At 68.5% G+C, this 21,652-nt stretch carries 32 protein-coding genes and 1 tRNA gene; 29 read left to right on the forward strand and 4 right to left on the reverse strand.

What is annotated here, in order from left to right; all coding sequences use genetic code 11:
* Positions 1-7: 7 nt before the first annotated feature.
* The 3 genes from NX794_RS07675 to NX794_RS07685 all read right to left on the reverse strand — a co-directional run bounded on the left by NX794_RS07675 (position 8) and on the right by NX794_RS07685 (position 2,288).
* The gene (locus NX794_RS07675) at positions 8-1,657 is read right to left on the reverse strand and encodes a terminase (protein WP_258777477.1); all 1,650 of its coding nucleotides are present in this window, start codon (positions 1,655-1,657) and stop codon (positions 8-10) included.
* Between the two features lie 25 nt (positions 1,658-1,682).
* Positions 1,683-2,114 carry a phage terminase small subunit gene (locus tag NX794_RS07680; RefSeq protein ID WP_487416672.1) on the reverse strand — a complete coding sequence of 144 codons (432 nt, stop codon included), beginning with the start codon at positions 2,112-2,114 and terminating at the stop codon, positions 1,683-1,685.
* A gap of 104 nt (positions 2,115-2,218) precedes the next feature.
* Positions 2,219-2,288 (reverse strand) — tRNA-Trp (locus NX794_RS07685).
* Between the two features lie 899 nt (positions 2,289-3,187).
* Here NX794_RS07685 and NX794_RS07690 point away from each other — a divergent pair.
* The 29 genes from NX794_RS07690 to NX794_RS07830 all read left to right on the forward strand — a co-directional run bounded on the left by NX794_RS07690 (position 3,188) and on the right by NX794_RS07830 (position 20,354).
* Positions 3,188-3,514, forward strand: a complete 327-nt coding sequence (locus tag NX794_RS07690) for a hypothetical protein (protein WP_258777479.1) — start codon at positions 3,188-3,190, stop codon at positions 3,512-3,514.
* 103 nt (positions 3,515-3,617) lie between these two features.
* Positions 3,618-3,908 (forward strand): hypothetical protein, encoded by a 291-nt coding sequence (locus NX794_RS07695; RefSeq protein WP_258777480.1) that lies wholly within the window; start codon positions 3,618-3,620, stop codon positions 3,906-3,908.
* A gap of 1,388 nt (positions 3,909-5,296) precedes the next feature.
* Positions 5,297-5,530 carry a hypothetical protein gene (locus tag NX794_RS07700; protein WP_258777481.1) on the forward strand — a complete coding sequence of 78 codons (234 nt, stop codon included), beginning with the start codon at positions 5,297-5,299 and terminating at the stop codon, positions 5,528-5,530.
* Between the two features lie 20 nt (positions 5,531-5,550).
* The gene (locus tag NX794_RS07705) at positions 5,551-5,805 is read left to right on the forward strand and encodes a hypothetical protein (protein ID WP_258777482.1); all 255 of its coding nucleotides are present in this window, start codon (positions 5,551-5,553) and stop codon (positions 5,803-5,805) included.
* Positions 5,806-5,917: 112 nt separating this feature from the next.
* Positions 5,918-6,289 (forward strand): hypothetical protein, encoded by a 372-nt coding sequence (locus tag NX794_RS07710; protein WP_258777483.1) that lies wholly within the window; start codon positions 5,918-5,920, stop codon positions 6,287-6,289.
* 103 nt (positions 6,290-6,392) lie between these two features.
* Entirely contained in the window at positions 6,393-6,914 is a 522-nt protein-coding gene (locus tag NX794_RS07715; protein ID WP_258777484.1) for a hypothetical protein, read from the forward strand.
* 132 nt (positions 6,915-7,046) lie between these two features.
* A complete protein-coding gene (locus NX794_RS07720; protein WP_258777485.1) occupies positions 7,047-7,394 on the forward strand; it encodes a hypothetical protein in 348 nt (115 codons plus the stop codon).
* Positions 7,394-7,648, forward strand: a complete 255-nt coding sequence (locus NX794_RS07725) for a hypothetical protein (RefSeq protein ID WP_258777487.1) — start codon at positions 7,394-7,396, stop codon at positions 7,646-7,648. Before NX794_RS07720 ends, NX794_RS07725 begins: the two co-directional genes overlap by 1 nt.
* A gap of 61 nt (positions 7,649-7,709) precedes the next feature.
* The gene (locus tag NX794_RS07730) at positions 7,710-8,123 is read left to right on the forward strand and encodes a hypothetical protein (protein ID WP_258777488.1); all 414 of its coding nucleotides are present in this window, start codon (positions 7,710-7,712) and stop codon (positions 8,121-8,123) included.
* 133 nt (positions 8,124-8,256) lie between these two features.
* Entirely contained in the window at positions 8,257-8,484 is a 228-nt protein-coding gene (locus tag NX794_RS07735; protein WP_258777489.1) for a hypothetical protein, read from the forward strand.
* On the forward strand, positions 8,472-9,098 hold the full coding sequence (locus NX794_RS07740; protein ID WP_258777490.1) for a hypothetical protein: 627 nt from the start codon (positions 8,472-8,474) through the stop codon (positions 9,096-9,098). Before NX794_RS07735 ends, NX794_RS07740 begins: the two co-directional genes overlap by 13 nt.
* 92 nt (positions 9,099-9,190) lie before the next feature.
* Positions 9,191-9,406 (forward strand): DUF7417 domain-containing protein, encoded by a 216-nt coding sequence (locus tag NX794_RS07745; RefSeq protein WP_258777491.1) that lies wholly within the window; start codon positions 9,191-9,193, stop codon positions 9,404-9,406.
* Positions 9,403-9,684, forward strand: a complete 282-nt coding sequence (locus NX794_RS07750; RefSeq protein WP_258777492.1) for a hypothetical protein — start codon at positions 9,403-9,405, stop codon at positions 9,682-9,684. The genes NX794_RS07745 and NX794_RS07750 overlap by 4 nt, the downstream gene beginning before the upstream one ends.
* The gene (locus NX794_RS07755) at positions 9,681-10,115 is read left to right on the forward strand and encodes a hypothetical protein (RefSeq protein WP_258777493.1); all 435 of its coding nucleotides are present in this window, start codon (positions 9,681-9,683) and stop codon (positions 10,113-10,115) included. The genes NX794_RS07750 and NX794_RS07755 overlap by 4 nt, the downstream gene beginning before the upstream one ends.
* Before the next feature lie 194 nt (positions 10,116-10,309).
* Entirely contained in the window at positions 10,310-10,792 is a 483-nt protein-coding gene (locus NX794_RS07760; protein WP_258777494.1) for an HNH endonuclease family protein, read from the forward strand.
* A gap of 4 nt (positions 10,793-10,796) precedes the next feature.
* Entirely contained in the window at positions 10,797-11,078 is a 282-nt protein-coding gene (locus NX794_RS07765) for a hypothetical protein (RefSeq protein ID WP_258777495.1), read from the forward strand.
* A complete protein-coding gene (locus tag NX794_RS07770; RefSeq protein ID WP_258777496.1) occupies positions 11,075-11,668 on the forward strand; it encodes a deoxynucleotide monophosphate kinase family protein in 594 nt (197 codons plus the stop codon). The genes NX794_RS07765 and NX794_RS07770 overlap by 4 nt, the downstream gene beginning before the upstream one ends.
* A 10-nt stretch (positions 11,669-11,678) precedes the next feature.
* The gene (locus tag NX794_RS07775; RefSeq protein ID WP_258777497.1) at positions 11,679-11,897 is read left to right on the forward strand and encodes a hypothetical protein; all 219 of its coding nucleotides are present in this window, start codon (positions 11,679-11,681) and stop codon (positions 11,895-11,897) included.
* On the forward strand, positions 11,894-12,202 hold the full coding sequence (locus tag NX794_RS07780; RefSeq protein ID WP_258777498.1) for a hypothetical protein: 309 nt from the start codon (positions 11,894-11,896) through the stop codon (positions 12,200-12,202). Before NX794_RS07775 ends, NX794_RS07780 begins: the two co-directional genes overlap by 4 nt.
* Positions 12,203-12,221: 19 nt before the next feature.
* Complete coding sequence (locus NX794_RS07785; protein ID WP_258777499.1) at positions 12,222-12,539, forward strand: hypothetical protein; 318 nt, start codon at positions 12,222-12,224, stop codon at positions 12,537-12,539.
* 77 nt (positions 12,540-12,616) lie between these two features.
* Positions 12,617-12,991, forward strand: a complete 375-nt coding sequence (locus NX794_RS07790) for a hypothetical protein (protein WP_258777500.1) — start codon at positions 12,617-12,619, stop codon at positions 12,989-12,991.
* 15 nt (positions 12,992-13,006) lie between these two features.
* A complete protein-coding gene (locus NX794_RS07795; protein ID WP_258777501.1) occupies positions 13,007-13,246 on the forward strand; it encodes a hypothetical protein in 240 nt (79 codons plus the stop codon).
* Positions 13,243-13,413: a hypothetical protein gene (locus NX794_RS07800; RefSeq protein WP_258777502.1), complete on the forward strand. Its 171-nt coding sequence runs from the start codon at positions 13,243-13,245 to the stop codon at positions 13,411-13,413. Before NX794_RS07795 ends, NX794_RS07800 begins: the two co-directional genes overlap by 4 nt.
* 50 nt (positions 13,414-13,463) lie before the next feature.
* On the forward strand, positions 13,464-14,114 hold the full coding sequence (thyX, locus tag NX794_RS07805) for an FAD-dependent thymidylate synthase (protein WP_258777638.1): 651 nt from the start codon (positions 13,464-13,466) through the stop codon (positions 14,112-14,114).
* Between the two features lie 235 nt (positions 14,115-14,349).
* On the forward strand, positions 14,350-16,956 hold the full coding sequence (locus NX794_RS07810) for a recombinase family protein (RefSeq protein ID WP_258777503.1): 2,607 nt from the start codon (positions 14,350-14,352) through the stop codon (positions 16,954-16,956).
* 93 nt (positions 16,957-17,049) lie between these two features.
* Positions 17,050-18,504 carry a Na+/H+ antiporter NhaA gene (gene nhaA / locus NX794_RS07815; protein ID WP_258777504.1) on the forward strand — a complete coding sequence of 485 codons (1,455 nt, stop codon included), beginning with the start codon at positions 17,050-17,052 and terminating at the stop codon, positions 18,502-18,504.
* Between the two features lie 66 nt (positions 18,505-18,570).
* A complete protein-coding gene (locus tag NX794_RS07820) occupies positions 18,571-19,059 on the forward strand; it encodes a phage holin family protein (RefSeq protein WP_258777505.1) in 489 nt (162 codons plus the stop codon).
* Positions 19,056-19,991: an alpha/beta fold hydrolase gene (locus NX794_RS07825; protein ID WP_258777506.1), complete on the forward strand. Its 936-nt coding sequence runs from the start codon at positions 19,056-19,058 to the stop codon at positions 19,989-19,991. The genes NX794_RS07820 and NX794_RS07825 overlap by 4 nt, the downstream gene beginning before the upstream one ends.
* Positions 19,992-20,174: 183 nt before the next feature.
* Positions 20,175-20,354 carry a hypothetical protein gene (locus tag NX794_RS07830; protein WP_258777507.1) on the forward strand — a complete coding sequence of 60 codons (180 nt, stop codon included), beginning with the start codon at positions 20,175-20,177 and terminating at the stop codon, positions 20,352-20,354.
* 31 nt (positions 20,355-20,385) lie between these two features.
* Here the strand turns inward: NX794_RS07830 and NX794_RS07835 are convergent, their stop codons facing one another.
* On the reverse strand, positions 20,386-21,585 hold the full coding sequence (locus NX794_RS07835; protein ID WP_258777508.1) for a MarP family serine protease: 1,200 nt from the start codon (positions 21,583-21,585) through the stop codon (positions 20,386-20,388).
* Positions 21,586-21,652: the final 67 nt, after the last annotated feature.

The following is a 21,652-nucleotide window of genomic DNA, read 5'->3' on the forward strand; positions in this document are numbered from 1 at the left end:
CACAGTGCTACATGAAGTAGCCACGCCCCGTGCGGGGGCGGACCTTCTTGCCGCGGGCGCGCAGATCGACCAGGGCCTCGTGCGCGAGCATCAGCGCGGCGTAGGCGTCGACCTTCTTCGGCGACTCGCGGCTCTCCTTGCCGAAGGAGATGCCGTAGTTGTTCGATCTCCGCCTGGCGTTGAGGGCGTGCCGGCGCAAGGTCAGGTCCCCGTCGTAACGGAGCTTGCGGTCGAACACTGAGCGCATCAGCCGCTCGTGCGCCATCGTCGAGAGCTTCAGCGACGAACGCATGTCCCAGCCGATCCTGTCCTTGCCGACCGGCGACTTCACGGCCAGGCGGTCGCCGTACGTCTCGTCCCACTCGGAGATGTAGGACTCCCAGAGGGCGACGTCGGCATAGAACGCCTTCACGTCGTACAGGCGGAAGGCGTCGTGCACGGCCGAGTCGACCTCGGCCCGAGGTACCAGCCAGCCGTCACCACGCGGGCCGTCCGGCCGTTCCCACAGCCCCAGCACGAACGCGCACATGTCGCGCACGCGGATGCAGAGCAAAGCTGTGCTGTCGTCGGTCTTGCCGCCGTCGAAGCCCAACACGATCTCGTCGCCCGGCTGGAGCGTGGCCCCCTCGTGCAGGATGTCTGTCCACTGCTCGGGTCCGTACAGGGCGTCTTCCTCGGCGACGACCTGGTTGAGGTACATGCGCCGTGAGCGAGAGGCCGAGATCGTCAGGTTCATGACGGACTTGATGATCGTCTCGATCTTCAACCAGACCGCGTCACCGCGGATTTTGGGAAGGACGATGCGCAGCGCCTCGGGCGTCAGCGGAGTCTTCGGGTGGGCCTCGATCGAGTCGTACAGCACGCCGACGTCGGCCGCGCGGCCTTCGAGCACCTTGTTGTGCGCCTCGCGCGTCCGCTCGGCCACGCTGTCCTCACCCGGCAGGTAGGCGTTCGTGATCGCCAGGTACCGGGAGTCCATCTTGGTGGAGTTGCCGTCGATGGTCTCGAACATCTTGTGGCCGCCGTTGCCGGCAACCCAGTGGTGTGTCTCGTTGAGCAGGGTAAACGTCGTCCGCTTACCCTCGATCGCCCGGTACGAGCTGGTGACCGCCTGGAGCTTCTTCCGGCCGCGGTCGGCGCGGATCAGCTCGGCGCCGGCCTTGATGCCGTAGGTCTGTATGAGCTTCGGCCCCATCAGGATGGGCAGGTAGCCCATCGTGTTGGTGGTCTGCTCCTGGTTCACGGCCGTGATCTGCACCCATGCCTGCGGGTGAGACTTCGCGACCGGGCTACCGTCCTCGTCCCAGTGGGAGAAGCGCGACGGCCCGACGAACTCGACGAGCGAGATCACCGCGAGGAGCGGGTCCTTGCCCCAGCCCTTCAGGCGCTGGAGGACTCCGGTCCGGTAGATGAACTCGCCGGCCTTGTCGATGGCGTACCACCACAGCAGGAAGCGGAGCTGCTCCGGAGTGAACTTCCAGGGCACCCGCTTCTCGTCGGTGGAGCCTTCACCGTCCAGGTACTCGGCGCACCAGCCGGCGATCTGCCACCCCAGCGTGAACTCAGGGAGCTTCCATCTGCCGAAGGCGTCCTTCTGCCAGGTGGGCCCCAGGTAGTCAGGCTCCAGGGCTTCGATCTCTTCGGAGGTGAGCGGCACGGCGGCAGCCAAGCGTCACCCCCGATCAGTCAACTCCCAGCACCTTCTTGTAGTCAGCGATGGCGACTACCGCGGCAGAGTCCTGCTCGGGTACGGGCTCGGTCAGTTCGATGCGCACGCGGCGCCGGTCGCCCTCGGCGACAAGCAGCCGCTCGAAGGCCGAGTAGATGGTCTGGAGCATCTGCCCGCTGCGCTTGCCCGACTTCTTGTAGAACGACAAGTCCTCGCACAGCGAGTAGGCGAAGGCCCAGTCGGAGTTCTGGTAGAAGTCCGACTGGCCCGAGGTCTTCAGCGAGTCCCACAGCCGGCGGGCGATGGGGTGCCAGTCACGATCCGCGTTCGGGATCTTGACCGGCCGCATCTCGCCTTGTGTCGCCGACTGCTGGTCGCCACCCTTGCGCGACCGGGGGCGTGCGAGGTCATCTTCACGGTTCGGGACGGGGCCACGTGCGCCCACCGGTCACCTCCCTTTCGTCTATGCCCACGCCCCCGAGGGGCGCTGAGCGCTGGTGCACCAGCCGCTCACGGCCACTTGCGTCAGAGGTGGGTCCGGGGCTTACGCACGCCCGGCAGGACTCGAACCTGCTGCGTCCGGCTTTGGAGGCCGGCGCGCGCCCACGCGCTCGAACGCTCCCCTCGCCCGCCGTAGCGGGAAGTCGAGCCCCCTGGGGTAGCGACCAGGGGGCGAGGCATCGCCCAGGGGAGAGGAAGCCCTGGGGTGCCGGCCGGCGCTCGACGAGCAGGGGAGGGACTCGGAGCCGCCGGGGTCACAGGAGACCCGGATGGGCCTCGCCGCGTCGGAACCGTTTGTCGATCTGCCGGCGCTTCACGGCGCTGGCTGCGGCTCCCTCTTGCGATGACTTGCGCTGGTGGTGCCATCCGCAGAGCGATCTCAGGTTGGGGTCTCGGTGATCATCGCCAGCGATGATGTGGTCCACGTCGGTGGCCGGCTCCGCGCACCGCACGCCGTAGCTGTCGCGCGCTGTGCACTGGTGACCGTCCCGCCGAAGGATTCGCTTGCGCGTGCGCTCCCAGTCCTTGGGGAGCCTGCTCTTGCGATCGGAGTTCTGCCAGGGCGACCGTGTCACCCCCTGGCCGTGGAAGTTGACCCCCTCGACGACGTCCTACCTGCGAGGCAGGTAGCTGCCCGAAGCTGTCGACCCGAGGGGAAGTAGAAGTACGTGGCTACGTTCAGAGGGGCGCTCCGCGCCCCCGCTGGCCAAGCCTCAACTACGTCAGTAGGAGGCATCGGTGAGGCCCGATAGGGCCTCCAGCCTGGCAGTTCGTCTAGCCGTTTACATATATAAGGATGCAGTTGATCTTGTTCCGTTTGCGGGTCGGCCGCGGTGGCGCCCGTCACACTTACACAGGCTGAGCTTGACCAGCGCCGGCCGCCTCGCGGCGGCGCACAGCACCGGCCCCGGCGGCGAAGGGAAAGGGTGCCCTACCGGGCACCACGGATTCAGCCAACCGACGAGCTGGGGCGGCGAAGCCGCCCACGCAGGGTCAGCGCCTGGCTACCCTGACCGTATGGACGGGTTAACGGTTGAGCTGGCCAAGGTGCAGAGGCTCGGCATCCTGATGGGCGACTCGGACGGCGGCCACCTCGCTCGCGAGTTCCTCGTACGGCGAGCCGCCGCGGTGGACCGCGTCGCGGACATGGCCGAGGGTCATCCGAGCCAAGTCGCGGCCACGCTGACGGATGCGATCGACTTCGCCCGAGAGCTGATCTCCCATGACTTCATCAACGGCACCACGCGCGGGCCGTTGCCAGTGGATGCCCCATGCTGGACCGACAACGAGCGGGGTTACGCCAGGCAGGAGCACCGTGCCTGGATCATCGAGCATGAAGTATGAGGTAGGCGTGCACGAGCGGAGACCGGCGGCCGCCCCTGCGGTCAGGGGTGCGTTCCGCGCGGATGCGAGCGGCTTCGTGTCCAGGAGTCCCGGCGGGGCCATCTTGGCTCCTCCGTACGTCATCGCCTCCTGCGCCCTTCGCCGCGTCCGGCCCGACTCGCTGACACTTCCTGACGGCTACGACCAGGCAGTGCTCGACCAGATCCTCACGACCGCGGGGGCCGTGGAGCAGGACGTCCGGATCACCGGCCGGCAGGCTGCGGAACTCGCGGAGATCGGCGCCCAGCTCCTGGAGCTGGACGACCAGGGAGAGGTGCGGCCACCCCTGGGGTACTTCGAGGGTCAGTCGGTCGCTCACCTCGTCCGTACCGTCGCCGGCCGGGCGAAGATGTAGCCACTCTCAGCAGCACTTCGAGCCCCGTCTGCCCGTGTGGGAGCCGGGGCCGGCATCTCCTGATCGACCTTGAAACCGTGGCGGAATCCCGGCTGCTATCACGCATCGATCCGCAAAATCCCTCCGCCGGGGTCACCCCCCACCCCCCGCGCCGCCCTGGCCTCGCCGTCGCCTGCCCGCTCGCGCGCAGGTACCCGCGCCAAGCGCACGCGCAGGGACACGCGCACGCAGGTACCCGCGCCACACGCGCAACGCGCGCAGGTACCCGCGCCACGCGCGCGACGCACGGGCAGGCAGACCAGGGACGGGCCGCTACGGGCCGAACGGCAGGCCACTGGACCAACTCCCCAGGACCGGCGGGAACGGGCCGGACAACGGCGTCTGACCAGCGGAGACGGCCGATGTGGGATAGGCAGACATCGAGCGGCCAGCACGAACAGACAGAACCGGACAGACCAGGCAGCCGAACAGGCTACCCGACAAGTGTGATGCGCGTCACACACGTCCCTATCGTCGCAGGTCACGGCATGTTTCAGGCCCTGGAAACGGACCCGGATCGCGTCCGATCCGGTGTGTTAGGTAGACATCACTCAGCCGATCTGCCTAAAGTCTCCCCATCACACCGACCGCAACGACCGAACGGAGGCAGGACATGAACGCGAATCGCAACCCCGACTCGTACGGGCCCGGTCCGTAACCGCAGAACGTGCTGGAGCCCGGTCGGCCGGGCGGGCGCTGAAGCCCAAGGGGAGGGGCCACCCTCTGCGGTCCCTTGGGGAGAGGTGTCCGTCTAGTTCGCACCGTAGGCCAGGAGACGGAGCCCGTGGGTGCCTGTACGCGTCATGGCGTTGGGAAACGGGGGCCGGTGAAAGTGAAGCGGTGTGCCCGCCGAGCTAAGCCCAAGCCTTCAACCTGCGGGGGAGGCCGTTTCCCGCTCCCCAGGGAGTGCCCTACCGCCCGCGAACGATGGGAGGTAGCAAGGGGCCGACGGTCGGCCCCGTAGGCGGTAGGGCACCCCAGGGGGCGGGAACGGGGTCCGGTCCTCCCCGCTCCACGGAACGGACCACGCACCACCCAAAGCACGACCGCAGTACCCGCGCCCGGTAGGCGCGCGCCGATTCTTCGACCTCTGCCCGACGCCGATGCACGCGTTGTCACTCCCCCTGAAAGGGGAGGTACCGCAGCACTCGCGCCCTGGGGATACGTACACGCCACGGCTGTTGTCGCCCTACCGCCCGCAACCGGTCGGGGCGGTGAGAACGGGACGCTTGAGCGTCGCCGCCACCGCCCCTGATCCGGCACGCCTTCAGGTCGGCCGGCTTGTCCGGCCTGCCCGATGGGGTGCCAGTCCCCGGCCCCCGTTCCTACTCACCTCATGGAGGACACCCATGTCCGTTTCCCTGGACAAGCACACCGACTGCCCGGCGTGCTGCCACTGCCCGAGCGACCCGTCCGACCCGCGCACCTGGATGCCGTGCGTCCACGACTCCAACCCGCTGTGCGAGCGGCATGACCGGGAGTTCGCCCGCGAGCAGGGCCAGGCGTACTTGGACGACCTGCGCGCGGAGTTCAAGGCGGAGGTCTACGCCGCCGCCACGATGGACGCCCACCTCTACGCCTGATCACACCCCTAGGAAGACCCATGCCTCTGCACAGCAAGACCCTGCTCGCCGTCCCCGGCGCCGCCCTGTCCGCTCCCGGATGGGTGCACGAGAGTCACTGCGACCTCGCCCGGCACCTGGATGCGCTGGTCAAGGAGACCCTGCGGTACACCCACGATCTGAGCGTGCACTACGCCGAGTTCGTCACGCCCTACGGGCTGATGAGCAAGCTCGTGATCGAAGCGTGGATCGGAGACGGCCGTGACGTCGCCGTGGTCTACTGGCACCATGTGTGATAGAGTGACATAAGTCGACGGGACGCGAGCAGCCACCACCCGTGTGCGAGTCCGGGGCGTCCACCCAAACCGCCATGTGATAGACTGACTACCAGACACCGGGAGTTCTCCAGTGATCAGCTTCACCTCCGCCGCTCGTTACAAGGCCGCCCTCCGCTCCGCTCGCGCCGGGTCCGACCGAATCGCCGCCGCCACCTCGAAGCCCGAGGAGATGCCCGAGGACGCGCGGTACTTCCTGACCGACGACAGCCAGGCCGGCTTCGGGGTGACCCCTGACGGCACGCTCATCGGCCTGTTCTCCCGCGTCAAGGGGCGTGGCGACACCCTGGTCAACGCCGCCATCCGCGAGGGTGCCCGCCTGCTCGACTGCTTCGACGGCTTCCTGCCGTCGTACTACCAGGGCTACGGCTTCCGCGAGACGGAGCGCGTACCCAACTGGACTGCGGGCGAGCCCGACGTAGTCTTCATGTCCCTCAGTATGTGATAGTTAGACTGAAGCAGGGTGATCGGCAAGCATCGGGGTTCGAGCCCTCGACACCCACTACCCTGACACGCAGTGTGTTAGGTTGACATGAGAGGTAACCGTTATGACCGTCTCCCTCGAAAAGCTCACCGACCCGGCCGACTCCGTCACCGCCGCCGCCCTCCGCCTGGAGATACAGCGCGTGACCGACGCCCTGGAGCTGGCGCAGGCCGATCTCACCCGCACCCAGGGGGCGCTCGGCAGCCTGGAGGCCCGTTACTCGAACATCCACGGGGCCCTTCAGCGCGAACAGGGAGAGGCTCGGGCGGCCCGCGAAAAGTTCGGCGAACTGCGCGCCAACGCCCGTGATCTGTTGCGCGAGATTGTCACCGAGTACGACCTGGATGACTACCGCTCGGAGATCAGCGACAAGGGCGAGAACATCGGCCTGGACCCGCTCGACTACTCGTACAAGGGCACGGTCACGGTCAGCTTCGACATCGAGGGCCTGCGCAAGGACGACGGCTCGGAGTTCACCGAGGACGACGTGCGCGCCTGGCTGGAGGCCACCCTGCGGGCGTCCGGCGAATTCAACCTCGACTACGAGTCGTCCGTGATCGAGGAGATCGAGCTTGAACAGGAATAGGTGTGTAACACGGACATTGGTGTGTTAGAGCGTCATGTCGTGCGGGTGACCGGCTGGCACCGGGGTTCGAGCCCCCGGCACCCACCATCGCGAGCGCGTGTCTCGCGAGCAGCAACCCGAGGAGAGACCCGCATGTCGTTTTCCACCACGCTCCTGCGTCAGACCCTTCAGCCCCTCGCCGGGATATTCGGTGACGCCGTAACCGCCGACAGCACCGGCCCGGCCTTCAACTGCCAGCAGGCCGATGAGATCGCGCTGGCCTTGTACGTGACCGGCCATGAGGGCGCGGCCGTTACCTGGCTCGTGGGTCACACGACCGAAGAGGAGTGGGACGACCTTCACGCCCACCCGTACGACGAGAAGCAGGGCGACGCCGACCGCACCACCCCGCGCGTCTTCACCAAGGATGAGATCCGCGAGTACCTGCGCGAGCAGTCGAAGGACTACCTGGAAGCCCTGCTGATCATCGCGAAGTCGTGATGGACATCGCAGTCATCGGTCTGAGGATCGAGAACCGATACGGGGGCGGCGCGGAGATCGAGACCACGTCCGTGGTCGCCGTGCCCCTCCCTCTCCCCGACGAGGACACCACCGAGCGGTCGGACTGGGAGTACGACCACATCTTCCCCGAGACCGGCACCGGCCGGGACGACGGGGACGCCTGGTACGACGTCGAGGTCACCAGATCGACGGCCCCTGAACTGCTCGGCCTGACATTCCAGTTCGGCTACTGACCACCACCACACCATCACCGCGGGGGCGGTTGGCGCCGCCCCCGCACTGAGGAGATCCGTCATGATCAAACAGCACCTGCTGAATCACATCACCGACCGGGACGTGGACGACATCATGGAGATCGCCGCGTTCGGCGGGATCACGTACTGGGCCATCCAGCCGACGCTGGAGGAGTTCGCCGGCCTGCCCGAGGGCAAGGTGCACACCGTCGTCGAGGGTGAGGACGCCTGCCCGTTCTTCGGCGGCGAGCGCGAGGTGGAAAAGGTCCACTACCTGAGCCGGGACGAGGTGCGGGTGGCGTTCGGCAAGCTCTTGGACCCCTTCCAGACGTACGTGAACGACGAGCTGCACGGCTACGTCCTCGATGCCTGGAGGGACCGGACGGGGGACGGCATCGCGGCCGAGCACATCGACGCTGGGGCGGCGGACGTCGTCGTGCAGGTAGCCCTGTTCGGCAAAGTCGTGTACAGCTGACCCAGTGTGTAAGACAGACCCAGTGTGATAGATTGGCAAAGCCAGCAGGGAGACCGGCCGACGCCGGGGTTCGAGTCCCCGGCTCCCGCCATCGCGGATGGACCGCGAGCTGTAGCCCCAAGGGCGTGAGCAAGTGAGCACCACCTTCACCCTCGAACAACTGACGGACGCCGCGAACGGCGGGGCCGATCTAGTCCTCGACGGCCTGGACCTCGGTGACCGGGACCGGGACCTGATCAACCTGGTCGTCAACGCGATCGTGACCGTGGGCGAGGACCCCTTGGTCGACGACCTGGACACCGTCATCGAGACCCAGTACGAGACCTCTCCCGAGGAGGTCCGTAGCTGGTGGGACTGGTAAGCCGCCAGCCCGAGCAGCACAGCAACCACCACCTTTTGAGAGGCATCCCCGTGAAGCTCAAGACCGAGGCTTACAAGATCGACATCGAGGCGGCCACCTTCTACATCAAGGTCGTGTCGGCCGAGCACGGCACCCGCTACAACTTCGACAAGCACAGGGACGTCGAGGAGATCATCCCCCGCGTCTGGATCAGCACCGACCCGGAGTTCAAGGGCGACGTGGAGAAGGGGCACGCCAAGATCCGGGGCCGCAAGTACAGCACCGAGTACACCTACAAGCGGCTGCCCGACGACCGGGGCGAGGTGGACCTGCACGGCGTCGTCATGAAGTGGACGACCGACAGCCGGACGTGGAACGGGGGTCGCCGCAACGACAAGGGCCAGCAGCTCGACTACGAGACGAAGGCGCACGGCACCCTGTCCGGCTGGGAAGTCGACGCCCTGAACGCCTTCGAGGCCGAGTACCCCGGCTGGAAGACCGAGAGCATCCGCCGCCTGTTCGAGTACGAGCGCAACCGCCACGACGAAAAGGCCAAGGCGCTCCTCCGTGAGGTCGCGCAGGAGCAGATCGAGGCGGCGAAGTGGGAGGCCCGCCTGAGCGAGCTGGGCAGCTGAGCCCGACCGACTGACTGACGGGAGCGGGGCCGAGTAGAGATCGGCCCCCCTCCCTGCCCCCAACGATACGAGGTAACCCGGAGATGGGACGCATGAAGGACATCACGATCGACCTGATCAGCTTCGAGCTGGGCGAGCTGGGCGACGCCGAGACGCTGGACCTGTTCGCCACCCTGATCAAGAGCGGCATGGCGTGGACTCTCCAGGGTTCGTACGGCCGCACCGCGCAGCACCTGATCGACGCGGGCCTGATCACCGCGGAGGGCGAGGTCGCCTACTCCTTCGACTTCGAGGAGCTGGCCGCGTGAGCGTCCCCCGCCAGCTCTCCGCCCGAGTCGACACCGACCTGGCCGAGGCCATCGCCACCCTCGCCCCGACCGGCCTGAGCTACAGCGAGATCGTGAAGCGGTCGGTCGCCCTGTTCGCCACCGTCTACAGGGTCGCCGTCGAGAACAACGTCACCGAGCCCCATGAGATCCCTGAGCTGACCGCCTACCGGTACAAGCTCCCGCCCGTGCCCCAACCGCCCCGCACGGGTGCCATCAACCTCCCCCGTCTCAAGCTCCAGAAGGAGAGTGCCGCATGAACCTCCGCCAGAAGATCGCCACCGTCCTGGTCGCCGCCGCCGCGTTCGCGGGCGGCACGGCCGCCGCCACCGCCGACGCCGAGGTCAAGGTCGAGCCCGTCTCGTCCGCCCGGCCGGCCGGGACCGGCGCCCCGCTGAAGCTGCCGACCCGCCCATGCTCGGAGGACAACACCGTCATCACGTCCTGCTACTGGGACGCGGCCAAGATGGGCAACGGCAAGGGCTACTCGTACGTGATCGACGCCCGTGGTCGCGTCGTCTACCTGAACCCCCGGCTGAACTCGATCGCCCGGCGGGTCGCCTTCAACGAGAAGCAGGCCCGCGCCGGTAGGGAGCTGTGGGGCACGTACAACGGCCATCAGTTCTGCTGGGCGAAGGTGGGCGACACCTCGTACGTCGAGTGCTTCGACGGCTACAAGGAAACGACGTGAGGCCCCGTGACTGGCTGCTCGTGCTGGCAGTCGCACAGTTCGCCTTGGCCGCCGTGATCGTGGTCTTCGACTACTTCCTGTTCTGACGCACGCAGGTGTGAAAGTGCGACAGGGTGACCGGCAGGCACCAGGGTTCGAGCCCCTGGCACCCACCCATCCGACTCCCCCGACCGACATCCGAGAGGACACCTACCATGAAGTGCACCGTGACCAGCAGCCAGGGCGTCCGCTGCAAGAACGAGGCGCACAGCCAGAAGAACGGCCTGTGCCTCGCCCACCGGTCCCGCATCGCCCGCTGGGGCCACGTGGGCGCTGACACCCCACTCCGCGAGTACGTACGCGTCGCCCCGGTCTCCGCCCCGAAGTACCTGAAGGGCGAGACCGACGAGGAGAAGTTCTTCAACACCGTCGTCTGGTCCGGCCAGCATCAGGTCTGGCATGGCGGTATCTGCAAGGCGACCGGCCTCGGACAGCTCTCCTACAACGGGTACAACCAGACCGCCGGCCGCGTCTCCTGGCTGATCCACTGCGGCCCGCTCCCCAGGGGTGTGCGAGTTATCCCCACCTGTGGAGAACGGCTGTGCGTGCGGCTGTCTCACCTCCAGGCGGTGTACGCCAACGGCGAGCCGTACGTGGATCTGTCGCCGGCCGAACTCGATGAGCTGGCCGGTGTGTGATAGAGTGACCGCATTCGGATGGAGGCGCGAGGGCGGCGAGTGGCTCTGGCGCCCGGACATCAAGACCCAGATGGCGGAGATCGCCGGCGGCCTGTACGGCGAGGAGCGCGCGGACCGACAGTGCGAGCTGGAGGAACTGGTCGACGCGGTCCGCCGCGAGTGGGCGGCCAAGCTCCGGGACGCGGCCGGCAACCTGGCCGACCCGATGGGCCGCCACTTCTACACCGGCACCGGGATGCTCCACGCCGCCGATCTGCTGGACCCTGACAAGGAGGACCCCGAGTGAGTGACAACCTGCTCGTCGGAATCGCGGGCTTCGCTCGCAGCGGGAAGGACACCGCAGCGCAGACCCTGGTCGAGGGAGGCTGGAGGCGAGACGCCTTCGCCGACCGGCTGAAGTCGTTCCTGTACCGACAGAACCCTCTGACGCGTACCCACGCCGACGTGCCGCCCGTGCGGCTGGCCAACCTGGTCAACGCCATCGGGTGGGACGTCGCGAAGGAGAGGTACCCCGAGGTCCGGCGCCTGCTGCACGCCACGGGCACCGACGCCGGCCGCGCGACGCTGGGCGAGGACGTCTGGGTCGAGGCCCTGTTCGAGGACTACGAGCCCGAGCGCGAGGCCCTGGTCGTCAGCGACGTGCGCTTCCCCAACGAGGCGCGAGCCGTACGGGGCCGCGGTGGTGTGGTGATCTGGATCGACCGGCCAGGGGTCGGCCCGGCCAGGGACGAACACGGCCGTCCGTACCCCTCCGAGATCGCGCTGGCGAACTGGAAGTTCGACGCCACCCTGTTCAACGACGGCACCGTGGACGACCTGCGTGACCGTCTGCTGGGCGTGACCACGCTGGCCACTCAGTTCCTCGCCGCAGCATAAGTGTGATAGAGTGACTAACATCAGGCGGATCGACGAGCTGGACGCACTGCCGAACGGCACGGCCATCGTCGGCCTCGATCCCCAAGCCACCGTAGCGCACAAGGCCGGCGGCCACTGGGTCGACCTGAACAAGGCGCCCGGCACCACCTGGAACGTCCGCACCTATGTGATGGCTCGCCGCTGGGGCGTGCGAGTCCTGTCCCACCCCGAGAGGAGCACCGAGAGGTGAGCACCAACCCGACCCGCGACTTCGAGGCCGAACTGGAGCGAGTCATCGCCGCGCGAGTGGTCGAGGCCGAACACCGACTGAAGGACCGGGTTGTCGCCCTAATCCGAGAGTGCGACGCCCGCGAGGACGCGCGAGACGCCAGCATCCAGAAGTTCCTCAACGAGGACGGCGACCTCAACGAGGACGAGTACACCTACAGCGAGTACGACGAGGCGGCGGATGACGCCGCGCGTGAGGCGCGCGATGACCTTGCCAGCCTGCTGAACTCCCTGCGTGAGCTGGCGGGCCTTCCGGCCCACGTGTGATAGAACGACAGGAGCTGCTGTGAAGCCGACGCTGAGCGTAGACGGCCGGTACCGGATCAACCTCCGGGTCGTCTACCGCCTGGACCTGGAGCGCATGGCCGACGCCCTGGCCTTCCACTACCGCTACCACCTGGTGTGGGAGGACGGCCCCCTGCCGGACCTGGGCAAGGCCCGGCTGGTCAACGAGATCAAGGAGGAGCTGGAGGACAGCGGTCTGGAGCACATCGCCCTCTGGCGCGAGCACCTCAACCAGGACGACGTCGAAGCCTGGGAGGACTGGTCGAAGGCCCAGGTGCTTGCTCACTTCCCCGACCTGGGCAAGGAGGCCGGCCACTGAGACTCACACCCCGGAGGCACGAGATCCAGGCGCTCGTCGGCCTGCTGACCGACCCCGGCTTCGAGACTCCGGAGGACATGGCCAAGGCCGTCTTGAAGGAGGCGGCTTCCATCCTCCAGATGCGAGACCTGTGGGTGCTGACCCACCGATGGGCAGACGGATCGAAGGGCCTCAACTACGGGCCCTTCGGCTCCGTCGCCGAGGCGGAAGCCTTCGCCAAGAAGATGAGCTTCGGCGGGACCGGCCGGGCCCTCCCCCTGACGTCGTCGGGCATCGCCATCGCCAACCACGACGGCAAGGCCGGCTGGCCGGGCTACTGCTACGACTCCCAGTGCGGTCACCCGCCCTTCACCCACTCCGCGGCCTCCGCCGCCAGGGGCAAGTGCCACGTCACGACCTGCGCCTGCGACAAGTTCGTGAAGGACCCCCCGAAGACCAACAGTAAGAAGTAAGGAGCACCACCCCCGATGACGTACAAGACGGTCGACTGGAGGGCCTGCGACTGCGGCCTGAAGCGCGCCTTCATCTCCCGACCGGAGGCCGAGAAGGCGATGGGCCGGGCGCAGACCAAGCGGACCCGCAGGGCCGACGCCCGAGGCACTCGCCGCGGGCTGAAGGTCGAGGGCCGGGTCTACGAGTGCGACTTCGGCGGGTGGCACCTGACGAGCATGTCCCGCAAGCAGTACGAGGAGCTGGTGGCCGCGTGAGCAAGCACCGAGCGCGTGTGATAGTGCGACCGATCCCGAGGGGCGCGCCGTTCTACGTCGCGGCGTTCGCCCTGGCCCTGCTGATCGTCCTGCTCGTCGCCTCGCCGGCCGAAGCGTCGGGCACAGAGACCCCCATCGTTCACCATCAGAAGGACATCACTCCGTGAGCATCACCTACCGATCCGACATCACCGTCCAGCCCTTGCGCACCAGCGCGATGGACTACGACGTTGTCCAGGCCGCCCGAGTCTCTACCCTCGGAGCTGACGCGGCCGGCTCGGACGGTTCGACCAAGGGTTTGATCAACTTCCTGATGCGGGACCGGCACGGCAGCCCCTTCGAGCACAACTCGATGACGTTCCTGATCCAGGCCCCGATCTTTGTTGCCCGCGAGTGGTTCCGTCACAGGGTTGGCTGGAGTTACAACGAAGAGAGCGGCCGGTACCGGGAGTTGGCGCCCGTCTTCTACGTGCCGGCCGAGGACCGCAACCTGGTCCAGGTCGGCAAGCCCGGCGCCTACCGGTTCCAGCCTGGCACCCAGCTCCAGTACAGCGTGATGCGGGACGTCACGCGGGAGAACTACCGCCACGCCTGGAACTCCTACCAGGTGATGCTGCGCGCCGGCATCGCCCGCGAGGTCGCCCGCTCCGTCCTGCCGGTCGGCACGTACACCAGCTTCTTCGCCACCTGTAACGCCCGCTCGCTGATGCACTTCCTGAGCCTGCGCACCGCGGACAAGGCGGCCCTGTTTCCGAGCTTCCCTCAGCGGGAGATCGAGATGGCGGCCCAGCAGATGGAGCAGCACTTCGCCGAGCAGATGCCCGTCACGCACGCCGCGTACGTCAAGAACCAGAGGGTCGCCCCGTGAGCACTCAGTACCCGCAGGTGACAGCCGAGTGGCGCGAGACGGACTGGAGCCGCGAGAAGCGCGCCCGGTTCACGGCCCTGATCCTTCGACTCCTCGTCGATGACGAAGACGAGATGAGCGATAGACAGACATAGCTCATGGCTTTCTTACACACTAATGGGATAGGTTGGCAAACGTCCCATCGGAGGCATCCCGCCTGGGGTGCCTCCGTTCTCGCGTGTGTAAAGGAGACAACGTGACCAAGGTCCTGCTGCCCGGCAAGAAGATGCGCAGGCGCTGGCGCGTCGCCATCTACCGCCGAGTGAGCACGTCCAAGCAGGTCGACGGCTTCGGCCTGGACGCGCAAGACGAGCTGTGCAGGCGCTGGCTCGACCTGATGCTGGGCGTCGGCAACTACCTGATCGTGGACGTCTACACGGACGGCGGCATATCCGGGAAGCTGCGCGAGCGCGAAGACCTGGACCGCATGAACGCCGACATCGCGGCCGGCCGGATCGACCTGGTCATCTTCGGCAAGCTCGACCGCATCGGGCGCACGATGAAGAACATCCATCGCTGGGTGTACGACACCCAGGACATCGAGGTCGAGAAGGGCCGCAACGTCCGCATCGTGACGGCGGACAACCGCATCGACTCCGAAGGCGACATGTTCGAGGTCACGCTGGCCTTGCTCGCCTACATGGCGGAGATGGAGCACGCGCTGATTCTGGAGCGGACCATGTCCGGCCGCATCCAGAAGGTGATGGCCGGCGGCTGGCCCCACGGCGGCATCCCCTACGGCTACATGATCGACCCCGAGACCGGGGACATCGTGGTCAACCCGCTAGAGGCGATCGTCATCGAGGCGGCCGTCGAGTACCTCGTCGACTACCCCGAGTACCTCACGCGCGGCGAGATCGCCAAGAAGCTGAACGCCAAGGGCTACCGCACCCGCAAGGGCCACCTGTGGGACGGCAGCAACCTCGCGCAGCGGGTCAAGAAGGCCCTGCGCCGCACGGTGGAGTTCACCTTCGCCGCCGGTACCGAGGACGAGCAGACCCACGTCCTGCCTCTGCCCGAGATCGTCTCCAGTGCGCGCGCTGTGCTGGCGCTGGAGGCGCTGGAGCGGTCGGCCAAGACCAAGAGCCCGGCCAACGACTACCCGCTGTCTGGACGGCTGATCAGCCTGTGCGGCGTCCCCATGACGGGCGCGGTCGATAACCGCAAGGACGTGCGCTACTACCGGTGCCAGAAGGTCCGGGAGGGGGCGGAGTACGAGCACGACTGCCAGACCTTGTACGCGGATGAGGTCGAGGCCGCGGTGATGGCGGAGGTGACCAACCTCGTCGCCGACCCGGACCGGTTGCACGAGCTGATCAAGGAGTCCCTCGGCTCGACGCCGCAGCGCCTTGAGTCCTACCGGCGGCGGCTGGAGCAGATCGACGAGACGCTGGCGAAGCAGCGCAGGACCCGCAAGAAGGCCATCGCCCGCCTGATGGTCATGGTCGAGGCCGGCGAGGACGACGGCGACGAGGACGACGCGGACTTCGTCGAGGAGATGCGCCAAGAGGTCGAGGAGCTGAAGGCCCGCTACAAGGAAGACGAGCGCGAGCTGCTCCAGGAGCGCGAGCGGGTGGAGTCCTGGATCGCCGACATCGAGGGCGAAGAGGAGCGGGCGCTTCAGGTAGTGGCCGCTGCGGACAAGCTGCGGACGAAGGTCGGCAAGCTGTCCAAGCGGGAGCAGGCTGACCTGATCGAGATGCTGGACATCCAGGTGCAGGTCGAGGGCACGGCGAAGGTCCACCGCAAGGGCAACTTCGACCCGCTGTCGAAGTGGCACTGGGACACGGGCGAGCAGGTGCCGGCCGAGCTGACTGACGAGATGTGGGAGAAGGTCTCTTCGATCATCTCCAACACGCAAAAGTGGAAGGACGTGCGCGGTGCGTTCGAGGTCACGCTGGAGAAGATCCGCACAGGGCGGACGTGGATGGAGTACGACAAGTGCGAGCAGATCGGTGGGCGTGCCTACAACACGCTGATGCGGACGGTCCGGCGATGGGATGAGAGGGGCGAGTACCGGCAGGCACTGAAAGCCCTGGACGGGTATCGGAGCGTGCCAGCCGCACCCCAGTTCTCACTGCCGCCGATGCGGGTGACGGGTGCCATCAGCCGGGTCCCGAAGGGCATCACCGCAGGTCAGACGGACGGCATCGCAAACGGAGAACTCGGCGACGTTGACGGGCGGGGTTCACCGACTCCACGGTCATGGACCTCATCCAGACCCAGCTCCCGGCGGCGTCGAGCGAGGACTGACCGACGCGGCCGGCCCCCGCACCCAGGGCCACGAAGGGGTACCCGGACGACACACCGGGTACCCCTTCGGCGTCCGGCTCGCGAGATCACGGTCACCGCCGTCCGGCGCGCGATCACCGCTTCCCGCCCCCCGGCGCGTGATCGCGGTTTCCTGTCGCCCGGCGCCGGATCACCGCCCGCTCCCCGCCGCCCGGTGCCGCGTCACCGCTTCCGCCGCCCGGCCGCCCGGCCGCCCGGCCGCCGATCAACGGCTGCCGCCGCCAACCGTGCGGATCAGCGGATCACCAGTTACCGCCGCCCGCCACCACACAACCGCTCCCACCGATCCCACCGATCCAGCCTGCGCACCACCCGCTCCCACCGATCGCCGTGCGCATCACCGGTTCCCGCCATCGACCGCACGATCACCGGTCCCACCGCCCACCGCCCACCGCCCGCCACCCACCGCCCAGAGGACCGTTCCCAGCCACTCACCTGCCCACATCACCAACCCCACCCCCACCGCCCCGGAGCACCATTTCCCGCCACCCGCCCCCGTTCGGTAACGTAAGGAGAGCGTCAAGGACGTAGCAAGGTTCACTGGGTGCGCCGGGAAGTCTGGTCGGCAGGTAAGCCGTACTGTCCAGCCACCGGAGGTCCCGCCGTGACCGCGCCCCGCACCCCGCATCCCGCCCGCAAGCTGCTGGGACGGCTGTCGCTGCCCGAGCGGACCTTCGTCGCCAACGCGCTGCGCACCGAGACCGTGGGCGGCGTCCTGCTCCTGCTCGCCGCCGTAACGGCGCTGGTCTGGGCGAACGTCCCCGCGCTGCGGCGCAGCTACGCGACGGTGAGCGACTTCCACCTGGGCCCGGGCAGCCTCGGTCTGCACCTCTCCGTCGCGCACTGGGCCGCCGACGGCCTGCTCGCCGTCTTCTTCTTCGTCGCCGGCATCGAGCTGAAACGCGAGCTGGTCGCCGGGGACCTGCGCGACCGCAGGGCGGCCATGCTGCCCGTGGCGGCGGCGCTGTGCGGCATGGCCGTACCGGCGCTCGTCTACACCCTGACCAACCTCGCCGGGCACGGTTCCGCGGCGGGCTGGGCGGTGCCCACCGCCACCGACATCGCCTTCGCGCTCGCCGTCCTCGCGGTCATCGGCACGTCGCTGCCCAGCGCCCTGCGCGCCTTCCTGCTGACCCTCGCGGTCGTCGACGACCTCTTCGCCATCCTGATCATCGCGGTCTTCTTCACCGACCGGCTGAACTTCGCCGCGCTCGGCGGGGCCGTGGCCGGCCTGCTGGTCTTCTGGCTGCTGCTGCGCAAGGGCGTGCGCGGCTGGTACGTGTACGTGCCGCTGGCCGTGGTGATCTGGGCGCTGATGTACAACAGCGGCGTGCACGCCACCATCGCCGGCGTGGCGATGGGACTGATGCTGCGCTGCACCACCCGGCAGGGCGAGGAGCACTCGCCGGGCGAGCACATCGAGCACCTGGTGCGGCCCCTGTCCGCAGGCCTTGCCGTACCGCTGTTCGCGCTGTTCAGCGCGGGGGTGGCGGTCTCCGGCGGAGCGCTCGGCGATGTGTTCACCAAGCCGGAGACGCTCGGGGTCGTCTTCGGTCTGGTCGTCGGCAAGACGGTGGGCATATTCGGCGGCACCTGGCTGACCGCCCGCTTCACCCGGGCCTCGCTCAGCGAGGATCTCGCCTGGGCGGACGTCTTCGCGGTGGCCTCCCTCGCCGGGATCGGCTTCACCGTGTCGCTGCTCATCGGCGAGCTGGCCTTCGACGGCGACCCCGTCCTCACCGGCGAGGTCAAGGCGGCCGTGCTCACCGGCTCGCTGATCGCGGCGGTGTGCGCGACGGCGCTGCTGAAGATACGGAACGCCAGGTACCGCGCGCTGTGCGAGGACGAGGAGCGTGACGACGACCTCGACGGCATCCCGGACGTCTACGAGCAGGACGACCCGGCGTACCACCTGCGGATGGCGGAGATCCACGACCGCAAGGCCGCCGAACACCGCCGGATCGCCGCCGAGCAGGCCGCCGAGCGGGCCGCCGCGGCGCGCCACGGGCTTGCGGAAGTACCGGGTGGGGCAGGCGAGGAGGGCGGCCGTCCGGCATGATCTGACGAGACGGTACACATCAAGACGGCACACTTGCGGCACGAGAGACCCAAGAGGGAGAACGCGATGAGCGCACCCGACGGCAGCCCGGTCGGCGCCGAACGCAGCATCGGCCAGCTGTTCGCCTCGGCGACGACCGAATTGTCGGCGCTGGTGCACGACGAGATCGCCCTGGCCAAGGCCCAGCTGCGGCAGGACGTCAAGCGCGGCGCGGTCAGCGGCGGTGCGTTCTCGGTGGCCGGCGCGGTGCTGGTCTTCTCCCTGCCGATGCTCAACTTCGCGCTGGCGTACGGCATCCGCACCTGGAGCCACTGGAACCTGGCCGTCTGCTTCCTGCTGTCCTTCGCGGCCAACGTGCTCGTCGCCGGCCTGCTGGCGCTGATCGGCGTGGCGTTCGCGAAGAAGGCCAAGAAGGGCCAGGGCCCGCAGAAGGTGGCCGCCTCGGTGAAGGAGTCGGCGGGCGTCCTGCAGAACGCCAAGCCGCACCCGCGTCCGGAGCTGCCCGAGGACCGCGCCCCCGCGGCCATCGAGGCTGTGGCACGCTCGTCCTCATGACCGACCCCGCCGCTTCCCCGGCCGTCCGGATCGACCTGCCGGACGGGCAGCAGGTGACCCACCGGGACGTCGCCGCCAACGGCGCCCGCTTCCACATCGCCGAACTCGGCGACGGCCCGCTGGTGCTGCTGCTGCACGGCTTCCCGCAGTTCTGGTGGACCTGGCGCCACCAGCTGACCGCGCTCGCGGACGCGGGCTACCGGGCGGTGGCAATGGACCTGCGGGGCGTCGGCGGCAGCGACCGCACGCCCCGCGGATACGACCCGGCCAACCTCGCCCTGGACGTCACCGGGGTGATCCGGTCCCTCGGCGAGCCGGACGCCGCGCTGGTCGGCCACGACCTCGGCGGCTATCTGGCGTGGACGGCGGCGGCGATGCGCCCCAAGCTGGTACGGCGGCTCGCGGTCGTCTCGATGCCGCATCCGCGGCGCTGGCGCGCGGCCATGCTGCGCGACGCCCGGCAGACCGCCGCCAACTCCTACATCTGGGGCTTCCAGCGGCCGTGGCTGCCGGAGCGTCAACTCACCGCGGACGGCGGTGCCCTGGTGGGCCGTCTGATGCGGGACTGGTCCGGGCCGCGACTGCCGGACGACGAGACGGTGGCGACGTACCAGCGGGCCATGTGCGTGCCCTCCACGGCGCACTGCTCGATCGAGCCGTACCGCTGGCTGGTGCGCTCGCTGGCCCGCCCGGACGGCGTCCAGTTCTACCGCCGGATGAAGCGTCCGGTGCGGGTGCCCACGCTGCATCTGCACGGCTCGCTGGACCCGGTGACGCGCACGCGCAGCGCGGCCGGCTCCGGCGAGTACGTCGAAGCGCCGTACCGCTGGCGGCTGTTCGACGGTCTCGGGCACTTCCCGCACGAGGAGGACCCGGCGGCGTTCTCCACCGAACTGGTCAACTGGCTGAAGGATCCCGAGCCCGACCGGTGAGCCGACGGCCCGTCCGGAGCTGCCCGTTCCGCGTCCGGATGTGACCGCAACGTGACGGTTCCGATGCGCGGTGTATCCGATTGGTGAACACTTGTCCCCTGAACGGCCACATGCCCGCCGCATAGGCCAATTGGCCGCCGCCCGAACGGTTATGGACCTTGGGGCGGGGGCACACGAACGGGTATGGGCTGGACGCACGACTACAGTGACGCACCCCGCAACCGCCGCTCGGCCACCGGCCTGAGCACGCCTCAGCGAGGCACTCCGCAACTGGCGGAAGCGGATCTGCGGGTGGGGATTCCGCGCATTCTGCGCCGCCGGGCACGCTGGGTCTCGATGCGTCTGCGGCACGCGCGCAACTGACCGCCGGTGCCCGGGATGCCGGGCACCGGCGTCACAGCGCGCAGCTGTCCGTACCCACCTGCTCGTTGGCCGCGCGGCCCTTGTCGATGTCGGGCCGGATCTCGTCCGCCGTCAGGGCGTAGCCGGTGTCCGCGTCGTCCAGGGACTTGGCGAACACCACGCCGTACACCCGGCCGTCGGGCGTGAGCAGGGGGCCGCCGGAGTTGCCCTGGCGGACGGTCGTGTACAGGGAGTACACGTCGCGGCGGACCGTGCCGCGGTGGTAGATGTCCGGGCCGTTGGCCGTGATGCGCCCGCGCACGCGGGCGGCGCGCACGTCGTAGGAGCCGTTCTCCGGGAAGCCCGCGACGATCGCGCCGTCGCCGCCGGACGCGTCCGACGTGGTGAAGCGGAGCGCGTGCGCCCGCAGGTCCGGTACGTCCAGGACGGCGATGTCGCGCTTCCAGTCGTACAGGACGACCTTGGCGTCGTACCTGCGGCCCTCGCCGCCTATCTGCACGGTCGGCTCGTCGACCCCGCCGACCACGTGCGCGTTGGTCATGACGCGGCGGTCGGCGAAGACGAAACCGGTGCCCTCCAGGACCTTGCCGCAGCTCTGCGCGGTGCCGGTGACCTTGACGATGGAGCGCTGCGCGCGACCGGCGACCGAGCCGCGCGCGAGGGCCGGGTCGGGCGGCCGGACGTCCTTGATCGGCTCGTTGGCGAACGGGCTGAAGACCTGCGGGAAGCCGTTCTGCGCGAGCACGGAGGAGAAGTCGGCGAACCAGGTGTCGGCCTGCGCCGGCAGCGTCCGGGAGACCCCGAGGAGCACCTTGGAGCCGCGCACCTCCCTGCCGAGGGTCGGCAGGGTCGTCCCGGCCAGGGCGGAGCCGATCAGCCAGGCGACCAGCAGCATGGCGGCGACGTTGACCAGCGCGCCGCCGGTGGCGTCCAGGGCGCGGGCCGGGGACCAGGTGATGTGGCGGCGCAGCTTGCTGCCGAGGTGGGTGGTCAGGGCCTGTCCGACGGAGGCGCAGACGATGACGACGACCACGGCGGCGACGGCCGCGGTGGTGCCGACCTCGGCCTTGTCGGTCACCGCGTCCCAGACCACGGGCAGCGCGTACACGGCGACGAGACCGCCGCCGAGGAAGCCGATCACCGACAGGATGCCGACGACGAAGCCCTGGCGGTAGCCCACGACCGCGAACCACACGGCCGCGACCAGCAACAGGATGTCCAGCACGTTCAACGCTTCAGGCCTCGCCTACTCACTCCGCTCCCGGCGGAGCGACCGGGAGGCCGGCCCGCCACGCACT

The sequence above is a fragment of the Streptomyces pyxinicus genome, assembly GCF_024753135.1.
GTDB lineage: Bacteria > Actinomycetota > Actinomycetes > Streptomycetales > Streptomycetaceae > Streptomyces > Streptomyces pyxinicus.